Source organism: Yersinia vastinensis, assembly GCF_044905075.1.
GTDB classification, from domain to species: domain Bacteria; phylum Pseudomonadota; class Gammaproteobacteria; order Enterobacterales; family Enterobacteriaceae; genus Yersinia; species Yersinia vastinensis.
The window spans coordinates 1,373,132-1,396,203 of the sequence record NZ_CP173260.1 but is presented as its reverse complement, the minus strand read 5'-3'; the positions used below and the strand labels follow the sequence as shown (position 1 = coordinate 1,396,203).

The window sequence follows — 23,072 nt, the reverse complement described above, 5'->3', positions numbered from 1 at the left end:
CAGCAAAAATGGCCACTCAGAGTGGCCATTTTTATATGGTTCAAAGAACCAAGTGTGATTGGCCCAATACCCTATAGATTTCTTGCTCGGCCCACCGCCTCTCCCAACTGCCAAACGGCCATTGCGTAGTGGGTGCTGTGGTTATAGCGGGTAATGGTGTAGAAGTTTGGTAAACCATACCAATATTGATAACCACTACCGACATCAAGGCGTAATAAACTGGCCTCTTGATATTCACCCAGTGAACTTGTTGGGTTTAACCCTGCTGCTGCCAGCGTTGAGACGGGATATTTGGTTTTAAAGCCATTATCAAGATTGGGCGCTTGTCCGTTTGCAGGTATTGCGACTGTCGCCCCCTTCGTCCAACCATGAGATTTAAAGTAATTGGCCACACTGCCGATGGCATCTACCGGGTCCCACAAATTGATGTGTCCGTTACCATTAAAATCAACTGCATAGCTCTTAAACGATGAGGGCATAAACTGACCATAACCCATCGCACCAGCATAAGAACCTTGCAAACTGAGCGGATCATTACCCTCAGCCCGCGCCATTAGCAGGAAGGTTTCCAACTCACCAGTAAAGTATTCGGCACGGCGCGGATAAGCAAAGGAGAGTGTCGCCAGCGCATCAATAATGCGGGTCTTGCCCATCACCCTACCCCAGCGGGTCTCAACCCCGATGATTCCGACGATAATTTCTGGTGGCACCCCATATATCTCATAGGCGCGTTGCAGCGCATCTTCATATTGATTCCAGAAATTGACGCCATTCTGCACATTATCCGGGGTAATGAATTTGCTGCGATAACGGTTCCAAGCCCCATTTGGTCCGGAAGGACGGCCTGACGTGGGTGCTTGCTTATCCATCAAACGGATAACCCAGTCCAACTTTTTAGTTTGAGCCAATACATCATGCAATTGCTGGCGTTCAAAACCGTGTTCGCGCACCATTTTGTCAACAAAACGGGCGGTGTCTGCATTATAAGCAAAATCGCCATTTTCCAGATGGCCTACATGTTGCGGCTCCAGCAAAAAACCACTCTGCGTCAGGTTATCTGACGGTGTAGCAGCAGCAGGAGGCGTCGGCTTGCTGCTACAGGCGCAGAGCAAAGTGAATAAAGGGAGAATAACAGCCAAGTGACGCATCAAATACCCATAAATCATGCAAAAAGTGATAGCCATGTTAAGGCATTGTCAGATTAGCACAAACAGGAAAATGCAGTGTTGCCGCGGGTTCTTTATAAAAATTGAGGCATTAGCTCTGTTTGTCGACACAGATTGCATTATGCTGCTGAAATCATGAATTACGGAGCCGCATCCAATGGATGAAACACATGTCATCATAGTGACCGTCGGGCTATTTGTGCTCACCTTTATTAACCCTGGAGCCAATCTACTGGTTGTGGTGCAGACAAGCCTCAGTTCAGGTAAAAATGCCGGGTTAATGACGGGGTTAGGTGTGGCGTTAGGCGATGCCATTTATTCGGGGTTGGGGCTATTTGGTATGGCAGCGCTAATTGCAGAAGGTGGCATGCTATTCTCGACCATTAAAATCGGGGGCGGCTTATATCTGCTTTGGTATGCCTACAATATGGTGCGGCATCGGCAAGAACTCCATATGGGTATCGAGGCGGTCACCACTACAACAAGGACCCCTTGGTATGTTTTCTTCCGCCGCGGTCTGCTGACTGATTTATCTAATCCACAAACTGTATTATTTTTTATCAGTATTTTCTCCGTCACCCTCACTCCCACCACCCCCGTATGGGCTAAAGTGGTTGCCTGGCTTGGCATCGTGCTCGCTTCGGTTCTGTGGCGGTCATTACTCAGTATGGCGTTCTCGCGCCCCAAAGTACGCCGAGCTTATGGAAAGGTTCAGCACCTACTCAGTGGCATTATCGGTATCGCGGTCGGGGCCTTTGGATTGCGCTTAATTTATGAAGGCATCACCCGCCGCTAACCCACTATTTAATTAACATCACAAAGGTCTTATTTGGGGGCCTTTGTGCTCAAGACGTAGCTGCCGATATTCCAGTATCGTCAATACAATCACCACCAAGTCCAGTAAGGTAATCAAGATTAATAGTACTGAATGGGTAAAGGTATAGCGGTATAGTTGATAGACAATAAATAAGCTGAAAATCACAATGGCCGCCGGATAATAACCCAGTTTTTTACGCCACAAGCCAATGATGACCCACAGCTTAACCACCCCGTGAATGAGCAAATAAAAGGCAGCAAAATGCAAGCTGCTAATAGAAAGGCTTTGTGCTGCATGCAACAAATAATTGGCAACGACATCACCACGACCTTCAATAAATTCAACCTGTGTAATGCGATGTAATAAATTAAGTAAAAACTGCGGAGTGATAAAAAAGGTTAAAATGCCGGACAGAATCTCCATGACAGCCAAAAAGGCTTTCAGCAGCAAACTGACTTCAAAAACAGCATGAATATTTTTCTCGCCAAAGAGATTATGGCGCTCAAAGCGGTTTTTAATATTCCACATCGCGCGGATTCCCTGCGTATAAATACGGTAAAGATGATTCGGTACACCATAGAGTAGCAGCTTACGTGGCGCCGGTTAAAGCACCACATTTTCACGATTTACCCGCAAAGCTTGGCGATTTAGAATGTAATCACAGTTTTTAATCCTGTAACCCAAGCATCTTGTGTCTGACTGACGCCCGCTGGCGAGTGCCAGTATTGTAAATCAGGCTGCAATTCCAACCATGACGTTACACGGAAACGATAATAAAGTTCTGCGGTAATGGAATGGCCCGGTACGGGGGAATAACGTGGATTCGCATAGTCAGAGATATTATTGATTTGATTATGATAGCGTTGATTATCTTTATAATGATCACTGAGTTTCACCATTGAAACACCCAGCCCTAACCAGTCCTGTGGTCGGCTATCAAATAGGCCACGATAACGAATACCGGTAGCGGCGGCATAATGCATGTAATTCGTCCGCTGATCAGCCAAGGACATACTGTAGAACACACTTAAGCCGCGGCTGGCATCGTCTTGATGTTTTGTGACCTGCTGATTAAATCCGCCGTAGAAGAACCAAGTATCATTGTGGTAGCGATAACCACCGGGATCAGTAGCACCGGGTGCGCCGGAGACTCCAGTATAAAGATCGCGTTGTTCCGCATTGGTGTATAAAAGCCCCAAGTTATAAATACCGGGCAGGCCCGCCACGGCATGAGTTTTTAACTCCAATTCCAATGGCAATAATAGGCCTTTACTGCCTTTGGTTGACCAACTCCACGCTCTGCCACGGCTTGGTGCTTCTGGATTTTGCTCCATGACCCCAGTTTTTAAGGTGAGGTCATCAGTAAGTTTATATTGCAGCGTGGTCCCCCAATAGTGAACATTCCAGTTAAACCAAGTCAGTGAGTTTGCTGATTTACCACCACATAATCCTAATGTCTGAAAATCACAGGGAATGATTTGGTCAAAATCCTGTACTTTATTCATTAAACCAATTCGCCAATGCAATTTTTGATCAGCGAAACTACGGGCGAAGGTTAGCCATCCCAAACGAGTAATTGACTGGCCGCCAAAACTTTCCTGCGATAAATCCGTAATGTTGACACGGGGGTCTTGTAATCGATCACGTGTCAGGTTGTTATCATGATTCCGATTAGCAATATTCCCTTCAATAACTGCATCTGGGATGCCTGTATATAATTCAAGGTTTTGTTGAAAGGTTAATGAAAATTGATCAATATAAGAAGCTTGTTTGTCATGATTATAACCACCACCTGCGTTATAGGATAATTGACTCAAATAACCGAGTGAGTAATTAAAACCGTGCTCCGATAAAATAGGTCGAATACCTAACATATCCCCCAATAACCCCTCTTGCGGCGGTTCAAAGCCTAACGCTATTCCTTGCCACTCTGGTGTTGGTGGTTCGCTATATTCACCACTGCCGGTTAAACCATCGCTGAACGCTGATGACGAGAATAGAATTGTCGAGGTCAGTAAATAAAATGCAGCAGAATTTATCTGACGAGTCAGATATATAATTGGTTTCATTTTTTTCCCTTTTAGAATAATTAGCGCACCCGATATAAAATAGGTGCGCTATACAACATTAAATATCACTGAATTAACGTTTCAGTTTTTCTCCATTACTCTGGATGACATCGCGATACCAATAGAAGCTCTTCTTACGGCGACGCTCTAATGTGCCATTACCGTTGTCATCGCGATCGACATAAATAAAGCCATAACGCTTGGATAACTCCGCTTTTGAAGCACTGACCAGATCAATCGGCCCCCAACTGGTATACCCCATGATCTCAACACCATCCTCGATGGCCTCGCTCACCTGAACCAGATGATCATTGAGATATTCGATACGGTAATCATCTTCAATATTGCCATTGGCATCAGGTTTATCTTTCGCCCCCAGTCCATTCTCAACAATAAACAGTGGCTTTTGATAACGATCCCACAACTCATTGAGTAAAATGCGCAGCCCATCGGGATCGATCTGCCATCCCCATTCAGAACTGGCAAGATGCGGATTTTGTACCATGCTAAGAATATTGCCTCTGGCCTTACGATTTAATTCTTCGTCAGCAGTCACGCAGCCACTCATGTAATAGCTGAAAGAAATAAAATCGACCGTTTCTTTTAATGCCACCTTATCTTCAGCGGTTATTTCAATGCTAATCCCGTGCTGTTTAAAATAGCGCGCCATATAAGATGGATAATAGCCACGCACCTGTACATCACCAAAGAATAACCATTCACGGTTCTGTTGTAGTGTTTCCAGAACATCGGCAGGTTTACAGGTTAACGGGTACATCAAACCGCCCAATAACATATTACCGATACGGCCATCAGGAATGATTTGGTGTAATGCCGCAACCGCTTTAGCACTGGCGACCAACTGGTGGTGAATCGCCTGATAGATCTCACTTTTACTGCTTGGCTGCTCTAACCCTACCCCTGTGAAAGGGGCATGCAATGACATATTGATCTCGTTGAATGTTAACCACAATTTTACTTTATGCTGATAACGCTGGAATACCGTGCGAGCATAATGCTCAAAAAAACCTATCGTTTTACGATTGCCCCAACCGCCATAATTCTTCACCAGCCCGTAAGGCATTTCATAATGGGACAATGTCACCAGCGGCGTAATATTATATTTCGCCATCTCATCGAATAATCGGTCATAAAATGCCAGGCCTGCTTCATTCGGTTGCTGCTCATCGCCTTGCGGGAAAATGCGTGACCAGGCAATAGAGATTCGCAGGCATTTAAATCCCATTTCTGCAAATAGCGCGATATCTTGCGGATAGCGATGATAAAAATCGATCGCCACATCTTTGACATAACTGTCACCACTGACTCGTGGAATAATGTCACCGAAAATACCGTATGGCTGTAAATCAGAGGTAGACAGCCCTTTTCCATCTGTTAGATATGCGCCTTCGACCTGATTAGCCGCAATGGCACCGCCCCAAAGGAAATTATCTGGAAATGCATATTTCATTAGTTTTCTCCTGAATCTGAATTAACGGATCACGGTTAATAACGGTGCTTGCTCAGTAATAGACGTCCCTTTGGTACACAGAACATCCTGATAATCTTCACTATTGCTGATAATGATTGGTGTTGTTAGGTCATAACCAGCGGCAGTAATGGCCGCACAGTCAAACTCCAACAACAAGTCTCCGGCGTTAACGCGATCACCCGCCTTAACATGGGCTGTAAAATATTGTCCACCGAGTTTGACGGTATCGATACCTACGTGGATGAGAATTTCAGCCCCCGCATCAGACTCAATACCTATCGCATGATGGGTTTTAAACAGAGAGGCCACGACCCCATTGACTGGCGAAACTACCCGTCCATGCTGTGGAATAATGGCGATCCCCGCCCCCAATAAACCACTCGCGAAAGTGGTATCGCTGACATCGGCTAATGCCAATAATTCACCACGGATAGGGCTGAACACCACTTCACCTAACCCGTTGTGGTTCTCAGTTTTGGATGCGGATTGAGACAAATCATCAGTTTCTACTGTGATAGCTGGAGCTGGCAGGCCAAAAAAGAAGGTACTGACAGCGGCAAAAGCCAATGCGGTTAGAGTACCAATAACCGCGCCCCAGACACTGGCATCAATACCGCCTGAGGGAATTATTTGGGCAAAAGAGAAAATATTGACCAGGCCAAATGAATAGATATATGTCTGGCTATAACCGACAATAACACCCCCTATTGCCCCACCAATACAGCCGAATACAAAGGGTTTTTTCGATGGTAACGTCACACCATAAACAGCAGGTTCAGTGATACCGAATATCCCAGCGGTAAATGCCGAACCAGATAAGGCTTTCATTTTGGCGTCACGAGTCCGTAAAAAGACACCGAGCGTAGCCCCGACCTGCCCCATCACCGCGGGTAATAGCAGAGGTGCCATGGTGTCATAACCCAAAACACTCAGGTTATTAATCATCAGTGGTACCAAGCCCCAATGCAGGCCAAAGATGACACAAATCTGCCATAGCCCCGCCAGTATGCCGCCCGCGACAGGTGGTGCGGCGGAGTAAATCATTTGGAAACCCGCCGCTAATAAATGACTCAGCCACGTCGCCAATGGGCCAATCAGCAAGAAGGTCGCAGGGACGGTGATTGCCAGACACAGCAAAGGAGTAAAGAAGTTTTTAATACTGCTGTGTAAAACGCGGTTGAATCCTTTTTCCAGTCGGCAACTGACCCAAGCCGCTAATATGATGGGAATAACAGATGAAGTGTAATTAATAAAAGTGACCGGAATGCCAAAGAAATAAATGGTGGCAGCATCGGGTTGCCCAGCGGCATTAAATGCAGCGATCATCATGGGGTGTACCAAGGCCCCACCTATTGCCATCGTGATAAAGGGATTGCCGCCAAATTTTTTCCCCGCGGTATAGCCTAATACCAATGGGAAGAAATAAAACAGTGAGTCGCTGGCAGCAAATAAAATCATATAACTGCCACTGGTGGGTTGCAGCCAACCACACACAAGGCTCAGTGCCAAAAAGCCCTTAAGAATACCCGACGCGGCCATGATGCCGAGCAATGGAGTAAAAATTCCCGAAATAATATCGATACTATGGCTAAGTAAATTCTCTTTTTGCTGGCTTGGTTGATCACTATTGTTGTCAGTGTCGGATAAATCGGCTTGTTGCAATAAAGCCTGATAGACCTCACTGACATGATTTCCGATAACCACCTGAAATTGTCCACCGCTCTCCACGACCATAATAACGCCCGGATTATTTTTCAGCGCTTGTGCATCTGCCCGCGACGTGTCCTTGAGTTTGAAGCGCAAACGGGTAGCGCAATGGACTACGCTGTTGATATTACTCTTGCCTCCAACTCCGGCGAGGATTTCGCTGGCGACCGTTGTGTATTGCATAATATTTTCCTTCGATGGCGCTATAATTTATTTGGCTAGCTAAGTTCGGGCAAAAAAAAACCTGAATGCACTTCGTACCGCAATGAGGCGATACAAGCACTTTCAGGTTTTGCCTGCCGTTGGCAGTAACAATCCTCTTTTCCTTTTGGCTATTTGAGTGTTATCCCCCCACTGCAACCTATGGAAAACATTCTCTCTTTAACGCATTAATCCGGTAAGTTAAAACATTCCCGCCGAACCCTTTCTATATGGATAGTCAAAAACATCAATTCTTCTTTGCTCAAATCCTGCTGATATTGCAATGTCATATGCTGTTGGATCTTAACGGCACAACGGTATGCTTTGGCATAATTCTCTTTTACTGCATCATGTAAAGAATCATCATCACTGGTGACTCCTGTACGCCCCAGCATGCGTTGTGAAAAAAATTTCAGGTGGGTCACAAAACGGTGATAACTCAATCCATCCTCGTCATATTCCAACTTAAATTGGTATTTCACGATATGCAGAATTTCCTGCATAACTTTCGTTACTTGCATCACTTCCGGCATTTCACCGTTCAATTGTGCATTCACTAAATGCAGTGCAATAAATCCGGCTTCATCTTCACGTAACTGCACACCGAGTCGTTGTTCAATGATTTGCAATGCTTCACGCCCCAAAGCAAATTCTTTTGGATACAATCGACGAATCTCCCACTGCAACCCATTAGTAATATCCAAGCCCTGTTTATGCCGCTCAATTGCGTAGAAACAGTGATCAGTGAGTGAGATATAGAGATTATCTTGCAACTTACCCAGCTTGGCAGTTGCCAGCGTAATAATGCAATCGCAAGTAATCATCACTTCCAATGGAATGCAGCTCAGTAACTCGCTCAACCGCGAAACCATTTCGTTATCTTTCAAAGCAAACACTTTTTCTATCAATGTGTTATCCAGCGACTCTCCGGGAGATTTTTGAAAGCCCAGACCACGGCCCATAATCACCTGTTCCTGACCATGCTGATCAAGGACAATAACCACATTATTATTAAGTATTTTAGCAATCTGCATGTGTTAGCCCTGAAAACAAAAAAACCCGATTCAGCAGCATTTATCAAGCTACTCAATCAGGTTTTGCCCGCCATTGACGGTAACAATCCAACTACGGATAAATTAGCATGTTAATGCTGTATCGCAAGCAACGAGAGATAGAAATCGTGATGGAGATCTCCTCTTGCCTCATTTCTCCATTATTAATACGGTACTCAGACAGCTAACTACTCATTTTATATCAACAAGAAAAATTGCTAGATAAAAAAACAAATATATTAAGAGTTTTCTCAAAAAATTAAGTTAAATTAAATAAAAACACAGACGCTATATTAACAATAATACAACCCTTTCATTTGAGAGTGATTCTTTATTACTCTTATCTAACAATAAATATATTAAATTTATGTATAGGGAATAGTTAATATCTCGCAGTAAGTCATTAATGATTTGCGCCATACGTACATAAATCACCGCTATATTTTCGTTATACCGCCTTAATTGATTTATATCATATGCAAGTAACAAAACATTTCATAAGGTGAGATTCTATCGTCCGACTCTGTATTTTATTTTCGCCAAAATTTTTTATTTTTTCAAAAAAATGTCCTCCGCAAAGGTAATGTCGATGAATAACAATAAAAGACCTATCACCGGCTCACTAAGCCGCCGTGAATTTATTCAAACATCTGCCGCAGTGACCGGGGCTGCGGCAATCGCCGGTTCAATCACCCTTCCTTTCTCAGTGCAAGCCGCGCCAGAACAGGCGACAACATCAACAGAAAAGGAAACCATTAAATATAGTGCATGCTTGGTTAACTGTGGTAGCCGCTGCCCGCTAAAAGTGCATGTCAAGAATGGTGAAATTATTAAAATTGCTAATGAAGCTATTTATGATGATTCCACATTTGGCGAGCATCAAATTCGCCCATGTTTACGGGGGCGCTCAGTAAGATGGAAAACATATAACCCAGACCGGGTGAAATATCCCATGTTACGAGTGGGTAAACGTGGGGAAGGTAAATTCAAACGCATTAGTTGGGATGAAGCCACTACTATTGTGGCTGATAATCTGAAAAAAACTATTGCACAGCATGGTAATGAAGCTATTTATTATCAATATGGTTCTGGCTCTACCGGTGCTAATTTGCAAGGCCGCAACGCCTGTAAAAGAATGCTAAGTTTACTGGGCGGTTTTTTAGACCAACACGGCACCTACTCCACAGCGCAAATCAATACAGTAATGCCGTATATTTATGGCGGTGCTGAGGAAACGCTACTGGATGAAATTAAAAACTCAGATTTAGTGGTAATGTTCGGCCATAACTTGGCAGAAACACGAATGTCAGGTGGTGGACAATATATTGAAACAGTCCACGCGCTAGGGAAAAGCAAAGCCAAGGTCATTATTATCGACCCACGCATGACCGACAGTGTGACCACTTTCAATGCCGAGTGGATCCCTATATTCCCCGGAACTGATGCCGCCTTGGTTGCTGCATTAGGTTATGTATTAATTAAAGAAAACCTGACCGATGAGGATTTTCTAGCACAATATTGTGTCGGTTGGGATGCTGCCACACTTCCCGCATCAGCTCCTGCCAATGGTTCTTATAAAGACTACATTTTAGGTCATGGTGCTGATGGGGTAGAAAAAACGCCAGAATGGGCCAGCGAAATAACCGGCATTGATCCCGTGCGTATTATCCAACTCGCCCGCGAATTAGGTAATGCTCGAGCAGCCTGGATTTCACAAGGCTGGGGTATTCAGCGTAGTGCCAATGGTGAGCAGACTGCACGCTCAATTATGATGTTGCCACTAATGACTGGAAATATCGGTCGAGCAGGAACCAATACTGGCGCTTGGGGCGGAAACGTAAAATACCCGGTGCCGGGATTCAGTATTCCTAATCCGGTAAAAACAGCCATCCCCTGCTTTATGTGGACTGACGCTATCTTCCGCGGTACTGAGATGACGGCTAAAAATGCCCATGTGAAGAATAAAGATAAACTTGATACCAATATTAAGTTTATGTGGAACTACGCCAGCAACGTCATTGGTAATCAACATTCTGATTTAAATAAAACTCACCAAATTTTACAAGATGAATCACTATGCGAATTTATTTTAGTGTGGGAAAACCACATGACAAACTCCGCTAAATACGCTGATTTACTCTTACCTGACGTCACATCGGTTGAATCAAATGACTTGATTGATAACTCTTATGCCAGTGGGGCTTATCACTACGTGACACGGCTACAAAATGCTATCGAGCCGATGTGGGAATGCCGCCCTTCTTATGACGTTTTGGCCGAGATTGCCACTAAATGCGGGATTGGAGACGCCTTTACCGAAGGCCATACCCAGCAAGAGTGGATCGAAATTAGCTATAACAAAATGCGTGAGAAAAACCCGGCGCTACCGACGTTCGAGCAAACCGATGATAAAGGCATTATTGACCGTATTTATGCCGACAGTAGCCAATATATCGCATTAAAAAGTTTCCGCGACGATCCGCTAAATAACCCGTTGAAAACCCCCTCAGGTAAAATTGAGATCTATTCAGAAGCACTGGCGACATTAGGAAAAGAGTGGCAACTGGCACCGGGTGACCGTATTACAGCAGTCGCTGAATACTGCCCAACATTTGAAGGGGTTAGTGATATCGACACCATGAAAACCTATCCGCTTCAAATGACCGGTTTTCATATCAAAGGCCACACTCACTCGTCCTATTACAACGTGGCAATGCTGCGTGAGGCAGTACCACACCAGTTCTGGATGAACCCGATTGATGCAAAAGCTCGTGGTCTGCAACAAGGCGATATGGTTGAGATTTTTAACGATCGAGGCCGAATCCTTATTGCCGTCAAAATTACCGAGCGCGTGTTACCGGGCGTGATCACTGTGCCGCAAGGAGCATGGCGCAACCTCAACAAAGAGGGCATTGACGTGGGTGGCTGTATCAATACCTTGACGACACTCCGCCCGTCGCCACTGGCGAAAGGCAATCCACAACACACTAACCTCGTTGAAGTTAAACGCGCATAAGGAGTTGAAAAATGAAGCAATATGGATTTTTTGTCGACTCCACTAAGTGCACGGGGTGTAAAACCTGTCAGATCAGTTGCAAGGATGAGAAAAACTTGGAACTGGGGCCGAAACTGCGTCGAGTGTATGAGTATGGCGGTGGTAGCTGGACTCAACAGGGCAATATCTGGGTACAGAATGTCTTTAATTACTATCTGTCCATTGCGTGTAACCATTGTTCGTCCCCGACGTGTGTCACTGGCTGCCCTACCGGCGCGATGCACAAACGTGAAGAGGACGGTTTGGTGGTGGTCAATCAGGATCTCTGCGTTGGCTGCCGCTATTGCGAGATGCGTTGCCCATACGGCGCACCGCAATTTGATGCCAAGAAGAAGTTAATGACCAAGTGCGATGGCTGCTATCAGCGAATCGCAGAAGGGAAGAAACCGGTTTGTGTCGAGTCTTGCCCACAGCGCGCATTGGATTTCGATGAAATTACCGTCTTAAGAGATAAATACGGCGAAGAAAATGCCATTGCACCTTTGCCGCTTGCCCATCTCACCCACCCGAATCTGGTGATAAAAGCCCATCGTGATGCCAAACCATCAGGTGATACATCAGGCAGTATTCAAAATCCAGCGGAGGTATAAAATGCACGAATTACCTTTGGTATTTTTCACCGTGCTAGGGCAAACAGCCGTCGGGTTGTTTGCTTTAGCACTGTTGAGTCACAAACTCGGCATGACCACCGAGCCGCAACTCAAACAAGCCAATATTATTGGTCTGATTCTGATGCTGGTCGGCTTGGTCATCGGTGCGTTGCATGTAGGACAACCGCTTCGTGCCATGAATATGTTGCTCGGCGTGGGGCGCTCCCCCATGAGCAATGAAATTCTGCTCAGTAGTCTGTTTGTTGCCATGGCCTGCGGCACGGTCTTCTTCTCTGTTATCGTAAAAAAAACAGGGCTGGCGACACTATGCAATGTCGCGACAGTCATCTTTGGGCTGGCTTTCGCTTGGTCAATTACCCAAGTTTATCAACTGACTACCGTACCTAACTGGGATACGTCGTACACCTCTTTACAGTTGTGGATGACGGTATTAGTGGGGGGGGGCGCTTTCGCTATTCTCACCGGCGCACGTCAACTCGGTGCTGTGGCGGTATTAATCGGTGCTATTGTAACATTGGTAAATAAACCCGGTTATTTAAGCTTTCTTGGGCAAAGTTCAGCCGAACTCAGCAGCCAGCAGGCGCTGTTTTGGGGCATTCAAATTCTGCTACTAACGTTGGGCATCTTTGTCGCCGCTGCCGCATTATTGAAAGACAGGATTCCTCGGGCCACATTGGCAGTCAGCGCATCAGCGCTGGTGATCGGTGAATTGGCAGGGCGCATCGCTTTTTATAATCTCTGGCAAGTACCAATGTAATTTAACCTGTTGATTTTAAAACCCAATTAGCCGCCACTTGCGGCGGCTAATCAAAACTTAAATAACCGGGCCGAAAGAGAGAACATGTTGACGTTATTAGACACTACCTTGCCACGCATTCTGGGCGCGTGTTTTTACTACCCACCACAGTCCGCGACGGTGCAGCGTTTGTGGCCATTGTTGCCACACATGGCGGATATTTTTCCATGGACAAACGCTGCAAAAATTACCGGTTATTGTCAGCAGATACCGAATATTACCCCAGAGCAACTGGAATATGATTTCTCGGTGCTATTTGAGGGGCAAGGCGAAATGCCCGCTCCCCCTTGGGGATCCGTTTATCTGGATAAAGAAAATATTCTGATGGGAGGCAGTACACTGCAATATCGTGAATTTCTCTCCCGGCAAGGGCTGGTAAGTCAAAGCACTATCCATGAACCCGAAGATCAATTTGGCTTAATGCTCTTGGCCTTGGTGCATTTACTTGAACATCAACAATTACCTAATCATCAACAAGATGAAGCGGCAATAGTGCTGCTCACCGAGCATTTATTACCTTGGGCATATCGTTATCTTGAGTTAGTTAAAAATGCACAGCTTGAGTATCCGGTTTATCCGCTATTGGCAGAAATTACCGAGTGTTATCTGAAAACGCTGCAAGCCGAGTTGGGCTTATTTCCAGAACCACATGAGTTATATCGGTGATCCAGAAAAAGGGAGGATAAAAAATAAATGGCTAGAGATGAGCGTTATTACAAAGCCTATTTGGAAAGTCGGGTCATCAGCCGCCGCGGGCTATTTCGTGGCTTATTAAAAGGTGCGGCGGGAGGCGCCGTGCAGACTACGCCCCCGACGCTGCCTCATCCCATCCTCACAAACCCGTGTCAAAATACGTATATTTATTGCAATAGCTGCACTGATTTTTGTGATAAACAAGCACTGCTATGGCACCCCCGCCAGCCCCCAACATTAATTGACCAACAATGTGATGGTTGTGGCGAATGCGTTGCCAGATGCCCGGCAATGGCGCTGGAAATGTCAGTAATATCACCATCACTCTGCTAATCCTCTCCCTAAATGAATCGACTAAATAGGTAACTCCACCTCGCTGATACCAGTACAATGCCTGCTAACTTAAGTTCTTTGTTCCTACAGGAGTCACCACTTTGTTCCATTACCCTGCCAGTTATACTTTTGATGAAGTCAGCGGCGAATACCATATTCAGTATCGTGACTTTCCTGAATTGGAATCAGTGACCTACTCTCTGGACGATATTGAATTAGAAGCACAAGAAGGGATTAAAAATGGGATCGCCGTTGAGATGGAAGAACGCCGCCCAATTCCTGCGCCATCGCCATTACAAGCAGGTGATATTGCGGTTCATGTCTCCATTCTGGTGCGTTTAAAAGCAGAATTACATAATGCTATTCTCGCCACAAACACGCGTAAAGCCGAGATGGCACGTAAGCTCGGTTTGAGTTTGCCACAAATGGATCGTCTGCTTGATGTGGATTACGCGTCCAAAGTTGAAGTGCTGGAGCAAGCCCTTTATTTACTGGGCTTTGAGGCAGATATCATGGTAAGAAAAATCGATTAAGCACATTGCCACCAACGTCATCGCTTAAATTTAAGTCAAGAGAGTAACAAATTGTTATTAAGCGATAATTTAAAAAAACGTTAATAGCCTCACACTTCAATACATTGACCAACATCTACTGCTATTTAAATGTAGAAGTGTGATCTAATGCATAAAATTACAGTATTGAAAACCGCTCTCTGTTGGGATTACATTAGCGCCATCGACTCGCAGACAGTCACTGAGTGACTCAGGCTGGCGAGATGGCTCCAAGGAGGAGTTGTTCAATGAAATATTTCTTTATGGGTATCTCAATCATGTTAGTGGTTTGGGTTGGCACTTTCATGATGATGGTCGAATAACATTCACTTAAACCATCAATGACCAGACATAGCATAAAGGGCGCATTTGCGCCCTTTATCATTTTTAGCTGAATATCATTTCCCCGGCATCATTCTGCGCAACGTATCATCACGGCGAATATAGTGATGGTAAAGTGCTGCCAGCGCATGAACCCCAATCACGAAATACCCCAAATTGGCGATTAACTCATGGGTCTGTTTTAGCCAAGCACGCGCATCGTCATTTGGCGTCACCCATTGCGGGACTTGCCAACCCAGTAAGAACCAAGTTTTCCCGCCATAAGCCTGCGCTAAAACACCCAATACCGGTAACGATAAAAACATCAGATACAGGCCCCAGTGCAGCATATGTGCGCCCAAAAGTTGCCAGTCAGGTAATTTAGGTGTGATGGCTGGGGTCACATTTCGATGGCGTAGCCAGAGTCGCGCGAGCATGAGCAGCCAGACAGAAATACCAAAATTAAAATGCAGATTTTTTACCAATGTCCGATCTTCATCAGGTACAGCATCACTGAGCAGCATGGCTGAGTACGTCAAAATGATCATCACTAACGTCAACCAATGCAGTGTTATCTGCGGTAATGAATAACGATTTCTCATGGCTGCGCGCTCCGCTATATAGCTAATCGATTAAACCGCGTCTCCCGAGCTGGATTTAGGTTTCAATAAACCATCAGCACGAAACATACTTTTAATCCCACGAACTGCCTGACGGATCCTGTCCTGATTCTCAATCAAAGCGAAACGGACATGAGTATCGCCATAATCACCAAAACCAATCCCAGGTGAGACGCAAACTTTCGCCTCTGATAATAAGCGCTTAGCAAACTCTAGTGAGCCTAGATGTGCATAAGGTTCTGGAATTTTGGCCCAGACATACATTGATGCTTTCGGGTTTTCGACCATCCAACCCGCCTCATGTAGCCCACGGACCAAGGCATTACGGCGCTGCCGATACTGCTCAGCAATATCACGCACGCACTGCTGATCCCCCTCCAATGCGGCAATAGCGGCAACCTGCAATGGAGTAAATGTACCGTAATCGTGATAGCTCTTAATTCGCGCCAAGGCATTGACCAATTCTGGATTGCCGACCATAAAACCAATACGCCAGCCTGCCATATTGTAACTTTTCGATAAGGTAAAGAACTCAACCGCAATATCTTTCGCACCGGGGACTTGCATGATTGATGGGGCTTTCCAGCCATCATAGACAATGTCGGCATAAGCTAAATCATGCACCACCAGCACATCATATTGCTTCGCCAACGCCACGACGCGTTCGAAAAAGTCCAGCTCCACGCATTGTGCTGTTGGGTTAGAAGGAAAACCGAGGATCATCATTTTAGGTTTAGGAATGGTTTCTCGAATGGCGCGTTCCAACTCCCCAAAGAAATCAATGCCCTCCGTCAGTGGCACCGAGCGCACTTGCGCTCCAGCAATGACCGCCCCATAAATATGAATGGGATAGCTGGGATTTGGCACCAACACGGTATCACCGTGATCCAACGTCGCCAGCATCAAATGGGCCAGCCCTTCTTTCGAGCCAATGGTAACAATGGCTTCACTTTCGGGGTCAATATCTACCTGATAGCGATCGGCATACCAGCGAGAAATTGCCCTACGCAAACGGGGGATACCACGGGAAGTTGAATAACCGTGAGTATCTTCACGCTGCGCGACGCTGCACATTTTTTCCACAATATGCGGTGGCGTCGGGCCGTCCGGGTTACCCATACTAAAATCGATAATATCTTCTCCACGACGACGCGCGGCCATTTTCAGTTCAGCGGTAATATTGAAGACATAAGGGGGAAGGCGATCAATACGGGTAAAACGACGCTTAGAAGGTTGTTCAGACATAATTTCCTCGAGGATACGTTAGCGCCCGGACCGTCCGAGCGACGCTGACCATCAAATGGTCTGTTTATGAACATATCCCAGCGCTGAATACCTGTCGAGTGGCTGATAACAAATATCTTGCTCATCGGACGTCAGGGCTGTGGAGCAAACTCACGGGCCAGCAACCCCAATACCCAGTCATCACACCACTGCCCACCAAGCCGGTAGTTATCCCGCAAGGTGCCTTCCACCTGAAAGCCACAGCGTTCAAGCACCGCACGCGAGGGGTGATTCCCCACAGTCACCGTGGCTTTCATTTTATGAAACTGGCATTGCTGAAAACCAAATGCCAGTACCGCCATCAGGGATTCTTTAGCAAACCCTTTGCCTTGATAAGACGGCAACATGGCATAACCTACCTCGGCTTGTTGTAGAGGTGACCATTCCGCTAAAAAACCCGTCAACCCCATAGCCTCCCTGCCCTCTTTCTCACGGATAACCAGACATAACCAGTGGCAGGCAGTCTTCGTCCAAGGCATCAGGCGAGATTCAAATCGTGCGCGGATCTCAGTGATATCCATCGGGTCAGACATATAACGCTGGACCTCGGGGTCTTGATATAAACGCAAAAACAGCGGCCAGTCCTGTTCTACCAGGCTGTCGAGGGTAAGTCTGGGTGTTTTTAGCGAGATAGGATTGCGACTAAACATAGGAATGACTGGCACCATTTTTCCTTTTATTTTAACAAGTTAGTGACGAAAAGACGTTAAGAAACTAAAGAGGAAATTTTGCTGAAACCTCATCCCTTTATTCTTCTCTATTTTGCTCAAATAATGTTTACCTGAAGATAACAAAAAACAAACAAATGGTCAGCAAAATGCAAACCATTACCGCAGCCTCAACCTACAGCTATCGGAGAATCAGCATTATGGCTTCATTACAAATAGACGATATTCCCGCAGCAATCAAAGCGGTGAAACAGCAATTACGTCAGGCACTACCTGATTATCAGTCAGTCTTCCAAGCTGTAGAAGAAAATATTCGCCAGCAAGTCACTGAAATCCGCCGCAGTTTGGCACAGGGTGAAAGCCCGGTTCCGCGTATTCATGCTGATGATATTATCAATGGCAGAATCACTGACGAACAAAAAGCACAAATAAAACAGCGGGGATGCTGTGCCATCCTCGGTGTATTCCCTAGGGAAAAAGCGGCGGCATGGAACCGTGAAATCGGCCACTACCTGGAACGTAATAATTTTGTAGAACGTCTGAAAAATGCGGCGGAAGATAACTACTTCGGCACATTAGCTGCCAGCAAGCCACAAATTTACGGTATTTACTGGTCAACACCACAGATTGAAGCCCGTCAGGATCAGCGCATGAATGCGGTGCAAATATTCTTAAATAATTTGTGGCAAACCGAGAGCAACGGTAAGCAACACTTTGATGCCAACCGTGTGGTGACCTATGCCGACCGTACACGTCGTCGCCCACCAAAATCGTCATCATTGGGCTTGTCACCTCATGTTGACGGCGGCTCAATCGAACGCTGGTTGGACGAAAATTTCCGCCATGTTTATCGTCATGTATTTTCCGGTGAATGGCAAAAATACGATCCCTTTGCCGCTGAAGGTCGCCCACAAGTGCGTGAATTCCCGTCACCCGCCGTGTGTTCAATGTTCCGTACTTTTCAGGGCTGGACGGCGCTCACACCGCAACGTACCCACGCCGGGACCTTAAATGTGATTCCGATAGCAAATGCGATGGCCTATATGTTGCTGCGGGCATTGCAAGACGATGTGGCAGATGATGATTTGTGTGGTGCTGCGCCAGGACGAGCATTATCCACCTCCGAGCAGTGGCATCCTCTTTTAATGGAAGCCATTTCCCCTATTCCAGATCTAGAGGCTGGTGATACGGTATTCTGGCATTGCGACGTAATTCATTCTGTAGAAAACGAACATAACGGGGAGTTTGACAGCAATGTTATGTATATCGCTGCGGCTCCTTGGTGCGAAAAGAATGCCGCCTATCTGCCACGCCAATTAGCCAGTTTTATTGATGGCCGCTCGCCACCCGATTTTGCGGCGGATGACTTTGAAGTCGATTTCACAGGCAGAGCCACTGCTACAAATTTGACCGCCATTGGTAAACAACAATTAGGAATGACAGAGTAGGCTCCCCAGCGAATCTGCTGTCGGAAAATCAACTCCGGCAGCATTTTTCTCATCTCTGAAGATAAAATGGTAGTCAGCCGCTATTCTCCCTATAATTAGCCGCTTGTTCGCCCTACGACCCGATTATTTCTCACCTGAGACACCGGTTGTTGCCAAGAGAAAATAGTGTGCACCAGATATTTGAAATGCTACTGGCGGTGTTTGATCGCGCCGCATTGATGTTAATTTGCCTGTTCTTCCTGACCCGCACTCGCCTATTTCGCCAGTTATTGCAAAAAGAAAAACATACGCCATTGGAGCTAGCAGCGGTCACGGCTATTTTCTCGTTGTTTGCTATTTTTGGCACCTATTCCGGCATCAATGTTGAAGGGTCTCTGGTTAATGTGCGGGTGATTGCCGTCATGTCAGGCGGTATTCTCTTTGGTCCGTGGGTTGGAATTATTACCGGGCTAATTGCAGGTTCTCACCGATATTTAATTGATATTGATGGCATTACCTCTGTTCCCTGTTTAATTACCAGTATTATTGCTGGTTTGATGTCGGGCTATATCAATCTAAAAGTCAAGAAAGAGCGGCAATGGAGTATTGGTATTCTGGCCGGTATGATTTGTGAATCACTGACCATGCTCTTGGTGGTTATCTGGGCTAAACCGACAGCTTTGGGTATTGATATTGTATCTAAAATCGCGATTCCGATGATTTTAGGGGCGGTTTGTATCGGCTTGATTGTGTTGCTAGTACAAAGCGTCGAGGATGAAAAAGAGGTCATTGCCGCCCGACAAGCAAAATTAGCCTTGGATATTGCTAACAAAACCCTGCCTTATTTTCGCAATATTAACGGCGAATCCTTGCGCAGTGTGTGTGAAATTATTCGCAACGATATCAAAGCAGATGCGGTCGCCATCACGGATACCCAGACTATCCTAGCTTATGTCGGCGTGGGGGCAGAAACCTACAATATCGGTCATGAAATTATCAGTGATATCACCAAAGAAAGTATCCAACGCGGTAAAATTACTATTCGCAATAATGATGAAGTCCACCGCACGCCACAAATTCATTCGCTTATCATCATCCCACTATGGGAAAAAGGCGAAGTCACTGGTTCACTGAAAATCTATTATTGCCACGCTCATAAAATTACATATTCACTAAAAGTAATGGCGGTAGGTTTATCACAGATAATCTCAACGCAAATTGAGGTTTCTCGCATTGAACAGCTACGTGAAATGGCCAATAAAGCGGAAATGCGCGCACTGCAAAGTAAAATTAACCCGCACTTTTTATTTAATGCGCTGAATGCAATTTCCTCGTCGATTCGCATTAATCCAGATACCGCACGCCAGTTGATCATCAATTTGTCTCGTTATTTGCGCTACAACCTTGAGCTAAATGATGAGCAAATTGATATTCGCAAAGAATTGCATCAAATTCAGGATTATATCGCCATTGAGCAGGCACGCTTTGGCAGTAAATTGACCGTGATTTATGATATTGATGACGATATTTCACTCAAAATTCCAAGTCTGCTGATTCAACCACTTGTAGAAAATGCCATCGTGCATGGAATTCAGCCCTGTCGTGGTAAAGGTGTGGTGGTTATTGCGGTTAAAGACTGTGGTGACCAGATAAAAATTTCAGTGAAAGATACAGGTAACGGAATTAATCAGGAAACCATTGAGCGTGTGGCAAATAACGAAATGCCAGGCAATAAAATCGGTTTACTGAATGTGCATCATCGGGTGAAATTACTTTATGGCGAGGGTTTACAGATACGTCGGCTAGAGCCCGGCACCGAGATCTCTTTTTATATCAGTAAGAATGGTGGCAAGGTCCATGCAGAACCCAGTATTTCAGCCGGAGTTTAACCTGTGAAAGCAATCATTGTTGAGGATGAATTTCTGGCTCAGGAAGAGCTAAGTTACCTGATCCGCCAGCACAGCGGCATAACCATTGAAGCCACCTTTGAAGATGGGCTTGATGTACTTAAATATCTACAAAATCATCAAGTTGATGCTATTTTTCTCGATATTAATATTCCATCACTCGATGGCGTTTTACTGGCGCAGAACATCAGCAAGTTTACTCAGAAGCCTTATATTATTTTTATCACGGCTTACAAAGAGCATGCCGTTGAAGCCTTTGAAATTGAAGCCTTTGATTATATTTTAAAGCCATATCACGAGTCGCGAATTGTGACGATGTTGCAAAAACTGGAAGCTCTGCACAAACGCGATAATCAAAATAATAAAGAGCAGGCCAGTAGCCCCAGTCATCGTTCAGCCGCCCATACTATCAATTTGATGAAAGATGAGCGCATCATCGTCACGGATATCAATGATATTTACTATGCAGCGGCACAAGAGAAGGTCACGCTGGTCTATACTCGACGCGAAGAATTTATTATGCCGATGAATATCACTGAATTTTGTAGCCGCCTGCCGGAAGAGTACTTTTTCCGCTGCCACCGCTCTTATTGTGTGAATTTAGCTAAAATCCGCGAAATTGTCCCTTGGTTTAACAATACCTATATCCTACGACTGAGTGATTTAGATTTTGAAGTCCCCGTCAGCCGCAGCAAGATAAAAGAGTTCAGGCAACTGATGCGCCTTTAAATGCATTTCATTCCTCCCTGAATGCAGCTCATTCCCCTTTCGATCTATAGCCGTTAGCCCGCCCGTATACTGGTTTCATTCGGCGGGCTGATAACACCTCAATACAAGATTTTCGGTGCTCCTCAGCGCGTAATTTTCTGGCAAACCGACGCTATTGCATCCACTGTTACAGTCGCAATAGCCCTATTCGGGCCATATGCATTGATGTTTAAGGAGTCCGGCATGAGCAGTAAACCGGTAAATCGTTGGCTAATTGTTGTTGGTACTATCATTGTTCAGATGGGTTTAGGCACTATTTATACTTGGAGCTTATTTAATCAACCTCTTGGGGAGAAATTCAGTTGGTCACTGGGGGCCGTTGCCACCACGTTTTCCATCACCAGCTTCTCTTTAGCGATTGCCACTCTGTTTGCTGGCCGTCTACAAGAGCGCATCGGTATCCGTAAACTGACATTGATTTCCGGTATTATTCTCGGCCTTGGCCTGATTGCCAGCTCCTTTGCAACCTCTCTGGGTATGATTTATCTACTAGCTGGTATTGTGGTCGGCTTTGCCGATGGCACTGCCTACATCACCACTTTGTCAAATCTGATTAAATGGTTCCCAGAACGTAAGGGGCTGATTTCAGGAATTTCTGTTGGCGCATTTGGTACTGGTAGCCTGTTGTTCAAGTATGTGAATGCTAGCTTGATTGCCAATCAAGGAGTATCGCTGGCTTTCTTTTACTGGGGTATTATTGTCATGGTGCTGGTCGGGGCAGGGTCATTCCTACTACGCGAGAAGGTAGTCGCACCCCAAGCTGCCAACAGCTTGCAATCTGCATCCGCTGGCCGTGATTTCAGTGTCAAAGAGATGCTGGCAGTGAAAGAGTCTTACTTCCTGTTTATCATCTTCTTCACAGCATGTATGAGTGGCTTATATCTGATTGGTATTGTGAAAGATTTAGGCGTACAACTGGCGGGGATGGACATGGCGATGGCGGCTAATACGGTGTCTGCTATCGCCATATTTAACACCGCCGGGCGCATTATTTTAGGGGCATTATCAGATAAAGTAGGCCGCCTACGAGTGATCAGTTTTACCTTATTGGTGACGACTCTGGCCGTATCTGTACTGAGTTTTGTTCCACTCACTCACGCGTTATTCTTCTTGTGTGTTGGAGCCATTGCTTTCTGTTTCGGCGGCAATATCACCGTGTTCCCCGCCATTGTTGGTGACTTCTTTGGTCTGAAAAACCACAGCAAAAACTATGGTGTTATTTATCAAGGGTTTGGTTTGGGAGCGCTGGCGGGATCATTTATCGCAGCCCGTCTGGGCGGATATCACGCAACCTTTATCGTGATTGCAGTATTGTCGGTGATCTCTTTGCTGTTAACACTGATAATCAAGCCACCTAAAGGTGCCACTGCCGAGGCAGAAAATGTATCAACTGCCCCAGCAAGAGTGACTGCCAGCAGCCATGCATGACAGCTAATTTAGACACAAAAAAGCAGAACCAAGGTTCTGCTTTTTTTATCAAGTAGTCTAAAAACCTATCCTTGACGTCATTACAAATGAGGGGACTTAAGGAGTG

Annotated in this window: 21 protein-coding genes; 12 read left to right on the top strand and 9 right to left on the bottom strand. The window is 45.6% G+C overall.

Features of this window, described 5'->3' with window-relative positions:
• Window positions 1-71: 71 nt before the first annotated feature.
• Window positions 72-1,148, bottom strand: a complete 1,077-nt coding sequence (mltB, locus tag ACIOG0_RS06380; protein WP_050140322.1) for a lytic murein transglycosylase B — start codon at window positions 1,146-1,148, stop codon at window positions 72-74.
• Between the two features lie 175 nt (window positions 1,149-1,323).
• Between mltB and ACIOG0_RS06375 the strand changes: the two genes are divergently transcribed.
• Window positions 1,324-1,962 carry a LysE family transporter gene (locus ACIOG0_RS06375; protein WP_050101484.1) on the top strand — a complete coding sequence of 213 codons (639 nt, stop codon included), beginning with the start codon at window positions 1,324-1,326 and terminating at the stop codon, window positions 1,960-1,962.
• An 18-nt stretch (window positions 1,963-1,980) separates the two neighbouring features.
• Here the strand turns inward: ACIOG0_RS06375 and ACIOG0_RS06370 are convergent, their stop codons facing one another.
• The 5 genes from ACIOG0_RS06370 to licT all read right to left on the bottom strand — a co-directional run bounded on the left by ACIOG0_RS06370 (window position 1,981) and on the right by licT (window position 8,486).
• Window positions 1,981-2,511 (bottom strand): DUF2127 domain-containing protein, encoded by a 531-nt coding sequence (locus tag ACIOG0_RS06370; RefSeq protein ID WP_050101483.1) that lies wholly within the window; start codon window positions 2,509-2,511, stop codon window positions 1,981-1,983.
• A gap of 119 nt (window positions 2,512-2,630) precedes the next feature.
• Window positions 2,631-4,052 (bottom strand): carbohydrate porin, encoded by a 1,422-nt coding sequence (locus ACIOG0_RS06365; protein ID WP_128451889.1) that lies wholly within the window; start codon window positions 4,050-4,052, stop codon window positions 2,631-2,633.
• Window positions 4,053-4,125: 73 nt separating this feature from the next.
• Entirely contained in the window at window positions 4,126-5,523 is a 1,398-nt protein-coding gene (locus ACIOG0_RS06360) for a glycoside hydrolase family 1 protein (protein WP_050101481.1), read from the bottom strand.
• A gap of 21 nt (window positions 5,524-5,544) precedes the next feature.
• Window positions 5,545-7,434, bottom strand: a complete 1,890-nt coding sequence (bglF, locus tag ACIOG0_RS06355; protein ID WP_050101480.1) for a PTS beta-glucoside transporter subunit IIABC — start codon at window positions 7,432-7,434, stop codon at window positions 5,545-5,547.
• A gap of 206 nt (window positions 7,435-7,640) precedes the next feature.
• Window positions 7,641-8,486 carry a BglG family transcription antiterminator LicT gene (gene licT / locus ACIOG0_RS06350; protein WP_050101479.1) on the bottom strand — a complete coding sequence of 282 codons (846 nt, stop codon included), beginning with the start codon at window positions 8,484-8,486 and terminating at the stop codon, window positions 7,641-7,643.
• Between the two features lie 607 nt (window positions 8,487-9,093).
• On the opposite strand from licT, the gene ACIOG0_RS06345 reads away from it, so the two are divergent.
• From ACIOG0_RS06345 to ypdK, 7 genes are all read left to right on the top strand, one after another.
• Window positions 9,094-11,520 (top strand): DmsA/YnfE/YnfF family dimethyl sulfoxide reductase, encoded by a 2,427-nt coding sequence (locus ACIOG0_RS06345; protein ID WP_050140319.1) that lies wholly within the window; start codon window positions 9,094-9,096, stop codon window positions 11,518-11,520.
• Window positions 11,521-11,531: 11 nt separating this feature from the next.
• Window positions 11,532-12,149 carry a DMSO/selenate family reductase complex B subunit gene (locus tag ACIOG0_RS06340; protein WP_128451906.1) on the top strand — a complete coding sequence of 206 codons (618 nt, stop codon included), beginning with the start codon at window positions 11,532-11,534 and terminating at the stop codon, window positions 12,147-12,149.
• A gap of 1 nt (window position 12,150) precedes the next feature.
• Entirely contained in the window at window positions 12,151-12,927 is a 777-nt protein-coding gene (locus ACIOG0_RS06335; RefSeq protein WP_050101477.1) for a DmsC/YnfH family molybdoenzyme membrane anchor subunit, read from the top strand.
• Between the two features lie 84 nt (window positions 12,928-13,011).
• The gene (locus tag ACIOG0_RS06330; protein WP_128451904.1) at window positions 13,012-13,632 is read left to right on the top strand and encodes a molecular chaperone; all 621 of its coding nucleotides are present in this window, start codon (window positions 13,012-13,014) and stop codon (window positions 13,630-13,632) included.
• A 27-nt stretch (window positions 13,633-13,659) separates the two neighbouring features.
• Window positions 13,660-13,992 carry a 4Fe-4S binding protein gene (locus ACIOG0_RS06325; protein WP_128451903.1) on the top strand — a complete coding sequence of 111 codons (333 nt, stop codon included), beginning with the start codon at window positions 13,660-13,662 and terminating at the stop codon, window positions 13,990-13,992.
• Window positions 13,993-14,093: 101 nt separating this feature from the next.
• On the top strand, window positions 14,094-14,525 hold the full coding sequence (locus ACIOG0_RS06320; protein WP_050101474.1) for a hypothetical protein: 432 nt from the start codon (window positions 14,094-14,096) through the stop codon (window positions 14,523-14,525).
• Between the two features lie 266 nt (window positions 14,526-14,791).
• Entirely contained in the window at window positions 14,792-14,866 is a 75-nt protein-coding gene (gene ypdK / locus ACIOG0_RS06315; protein WP_098057507.1) for a membrane protein YpdK, read from the top strand.
• A gap of 75 nt (window positions 14,867-14,941) precedes the next feature.
• Here ypdK and ACIOG0_RS06310 read toward each other — a convergent pair whose 3' ends face one another.
• The 3 genes from ACIOG0_RS06310 to ACIOG0_RS06300 form a co-directional block, all read right to left on the bottom strand.
• The gene (locus ACIOG0_RS06310) at window positions 14,942-15,466 is read right to left on the bottom strand and encodes a cytochrome b (protein ID WP_050101473.1); all 525 of its coding nucleotides are present in this window, start codon (window positions 15,464-15,466) and stop codon (window positions 14,942-14,944) included.
• A gap of 30 nt (window positions 15,467-15,496) precedes the next feature.
• Window positions 15,497-16,729, bottom strand: coding sequence for an alanine transaminase (gene alaC, locus ACIOG0_RS06305; RefSeq protein ID WP_050101472.1), 1,233 nt, complete (start codon window positions 16,727-16,729; stop codon window positions 15,497-15,499).
• A gap of 131 nt (window positions 16,730-16,860) precedes the next feature.
• Window positions 16,861-17,418, bottom strand: a complete 558-nt coding sequence (locus tag ACIOG0_RS06300) for a GNAT family N-acetyltransferase (RefSeq protein ID WP_050101471.1) — start codon at window positions 17,416-17,418, stop codon at window positions 16,861-16,863.
• A gap of 218 nt (window positions 17,419-17,636) precedes the next feature.
• Here ACIOG0_RS06300 and ACIOG0_RS06295 point away from each other — a divergent pair, with 218 nt between their 5' ends.
• The 4 genes from ACIOG0_RS06295 (at window position 17,637) to ACIOG0_RS06280 (ending at window position 22,966) form a co-directional block, all read left to right on the top strand.
• Window positions 17,637-18,884, top strand: a complete 1,248-nt coding sequence (locus tag ACIOG0_RS06295; RefSeq protein WP_050101566.1) for a DUF1479 domain-containing protein — start codon at window positions 17,637-17,639, stop codon at window positions 18,882-18,884.
• A gap of 167 nt (window positions 18,885-19,051) precedes the next feature.
• A complete protein-coding gene (locus tag ACIOG0_RS06290; RefSeq protein ID WP_050101470.1) occupies window positions 19,052-20,752 on the top strand; it encodes a sensor histidine kinase in 1,701 nt (566 codons plus the stop codon).
• A 3-nt stretch (window positions 20,753-20,755) separates the two neighbouring features.
• A complete protein-coding gene (locus ACIOG0_RS06285) occupies window positions 20,756-21,499 on the top strand; it encodes a LytTR family DNA-binding domain-containing protein (protein WP_050101469.1) in 744 nt (247 codons plus the stop codon).
• Window positions 21,500-21,721: 222 nt separating this feature from the next.
• Window positions 21,722-22,966 (top strand): OFA family MFS transporter, encoded by a 1,245-nt coding sequence (locus tag ACIOG0_RS06280; RefSeq protein WP_050140316.1) that lies wholly within the window; start codon window positions 21,722-21,724, stop codon window positions 22,964-22,966.
• The last annotated feature ends 106 nt before the right edge of the window (window positions 22,967-23,072 follow it).

Coding starts and splice junctions, on each gene's coding strand:
- mltB (WP_050140322.1), bottom strand. CDS start 1,148: ATGCGTCACTTGGCTGTTATTCTCCCTTTATTCACTTTGCTCTGCGCC.
- ACIOG0_RS06375 (WP_050101484.1), top strand. CDS start 1,324: ATGGATGAAACACATGTCATCATAGTGACCGTCGGGCTATTTGTGCTC.
- ACIOG0_RS06370 (WP_050101483.1), bottom strand. CDS start 2,511: ATGTGGAATATTAAAAACCGCTTTGAGCGCCATAATCTCTTTGGCGAG.
- ACIOG0_RS06365 (WP_128451889.1), bottom strand. CDS start 4,052: ATGAAACCAATTATATATCTGACTCGTCAGATAAATTCTGCTGCATTT.
- ACIOG0_RS06360 (WP_050101481.1), bottom strand. CDS start 5,523: ATGAAATATGCATTTCCAGATAATTTCCTTTGGGGCGGTGCCATTGCG.
- bglF (WP_050101480.1), bottom strand. CDS start 7,434: ATGCAATACACAACGGTCGCCAGCGAAATCCTCGCCGGAGTTGGAGGC.
- licT (WP_050101479.1), bottom strand. CDS start 8,486: ATGCAGATTGCTAAAATACTTAATAATAATGTGGTTATTGTCCTTGAT.
- ACIOG0_RS06345 (WP_050140319.1), top strand. CDS start 9,094: ATGAATAACAATAAAAGACCTATCACCGGCTCACTAAGCCGCCGTGAA.
- ACIOG0_RS06340 (WP_128451906.1), top strand. CDS start 11,532: ATGAAGCAATATGGATTTTTTGTCGACTCCACTAAGTGCACGGGGTGT.
- ACIOG0_RS06335 (WP_050101477.1), top strand. CDS start 12,151: ATGCACGAATTACCTTTGGTATTTTTCACCGTGCTAGGGCAAACAGCC.
- ACIOG0_RS06330 (WP_128451904.1), top strand. CDS start 13,012: ATGTTGACGTTATTAGACACTACCTTGCCACGCATTCTGGGCGCGTGT.
- ACIOG0_RS06325 (WP_128451903.1), top strand. CDS start 13,660: ATGGCTAGAGATGAGCGTTATTACAAAGCCTATTTGGAAAGTCGGGTC.
- ACIOG0_RS06310 (WP_050101473.1), bottom strand. CDS start 15,466: ATGAGAAATCGTTATTCATTACCGCAGATAACACTGCATTGGTTGACG.
- alaC (WP_050101472.1), bottom strand. CDS start 16,729: ATGTCTGAACAACCTTCTAAGCGTCGTTTTACCCGTATTGATCGCCTT.
- ACIOG0_RS06300 (WP_050101471.1), bottom strand. CDS start 17,418: ATGTTTAGTCGCAATCCTATCTCGCTAAAAACACCCAGACTTACCCTC.
- ACIOG0_RS06295 (WP_050101566.1), top strand. CDS start 17,637: ATGGCTTCATTACAAATAGACGATATTCCCGCAGCAATCAAAGCGGTG.
- ACIOG0_RS06280 (WP_050140316.1), top strand. CDS start 21,722: ATGAGCAGTAAACCGGTAAATCGTTGGCTAATTGTTGTTGGTACTATC.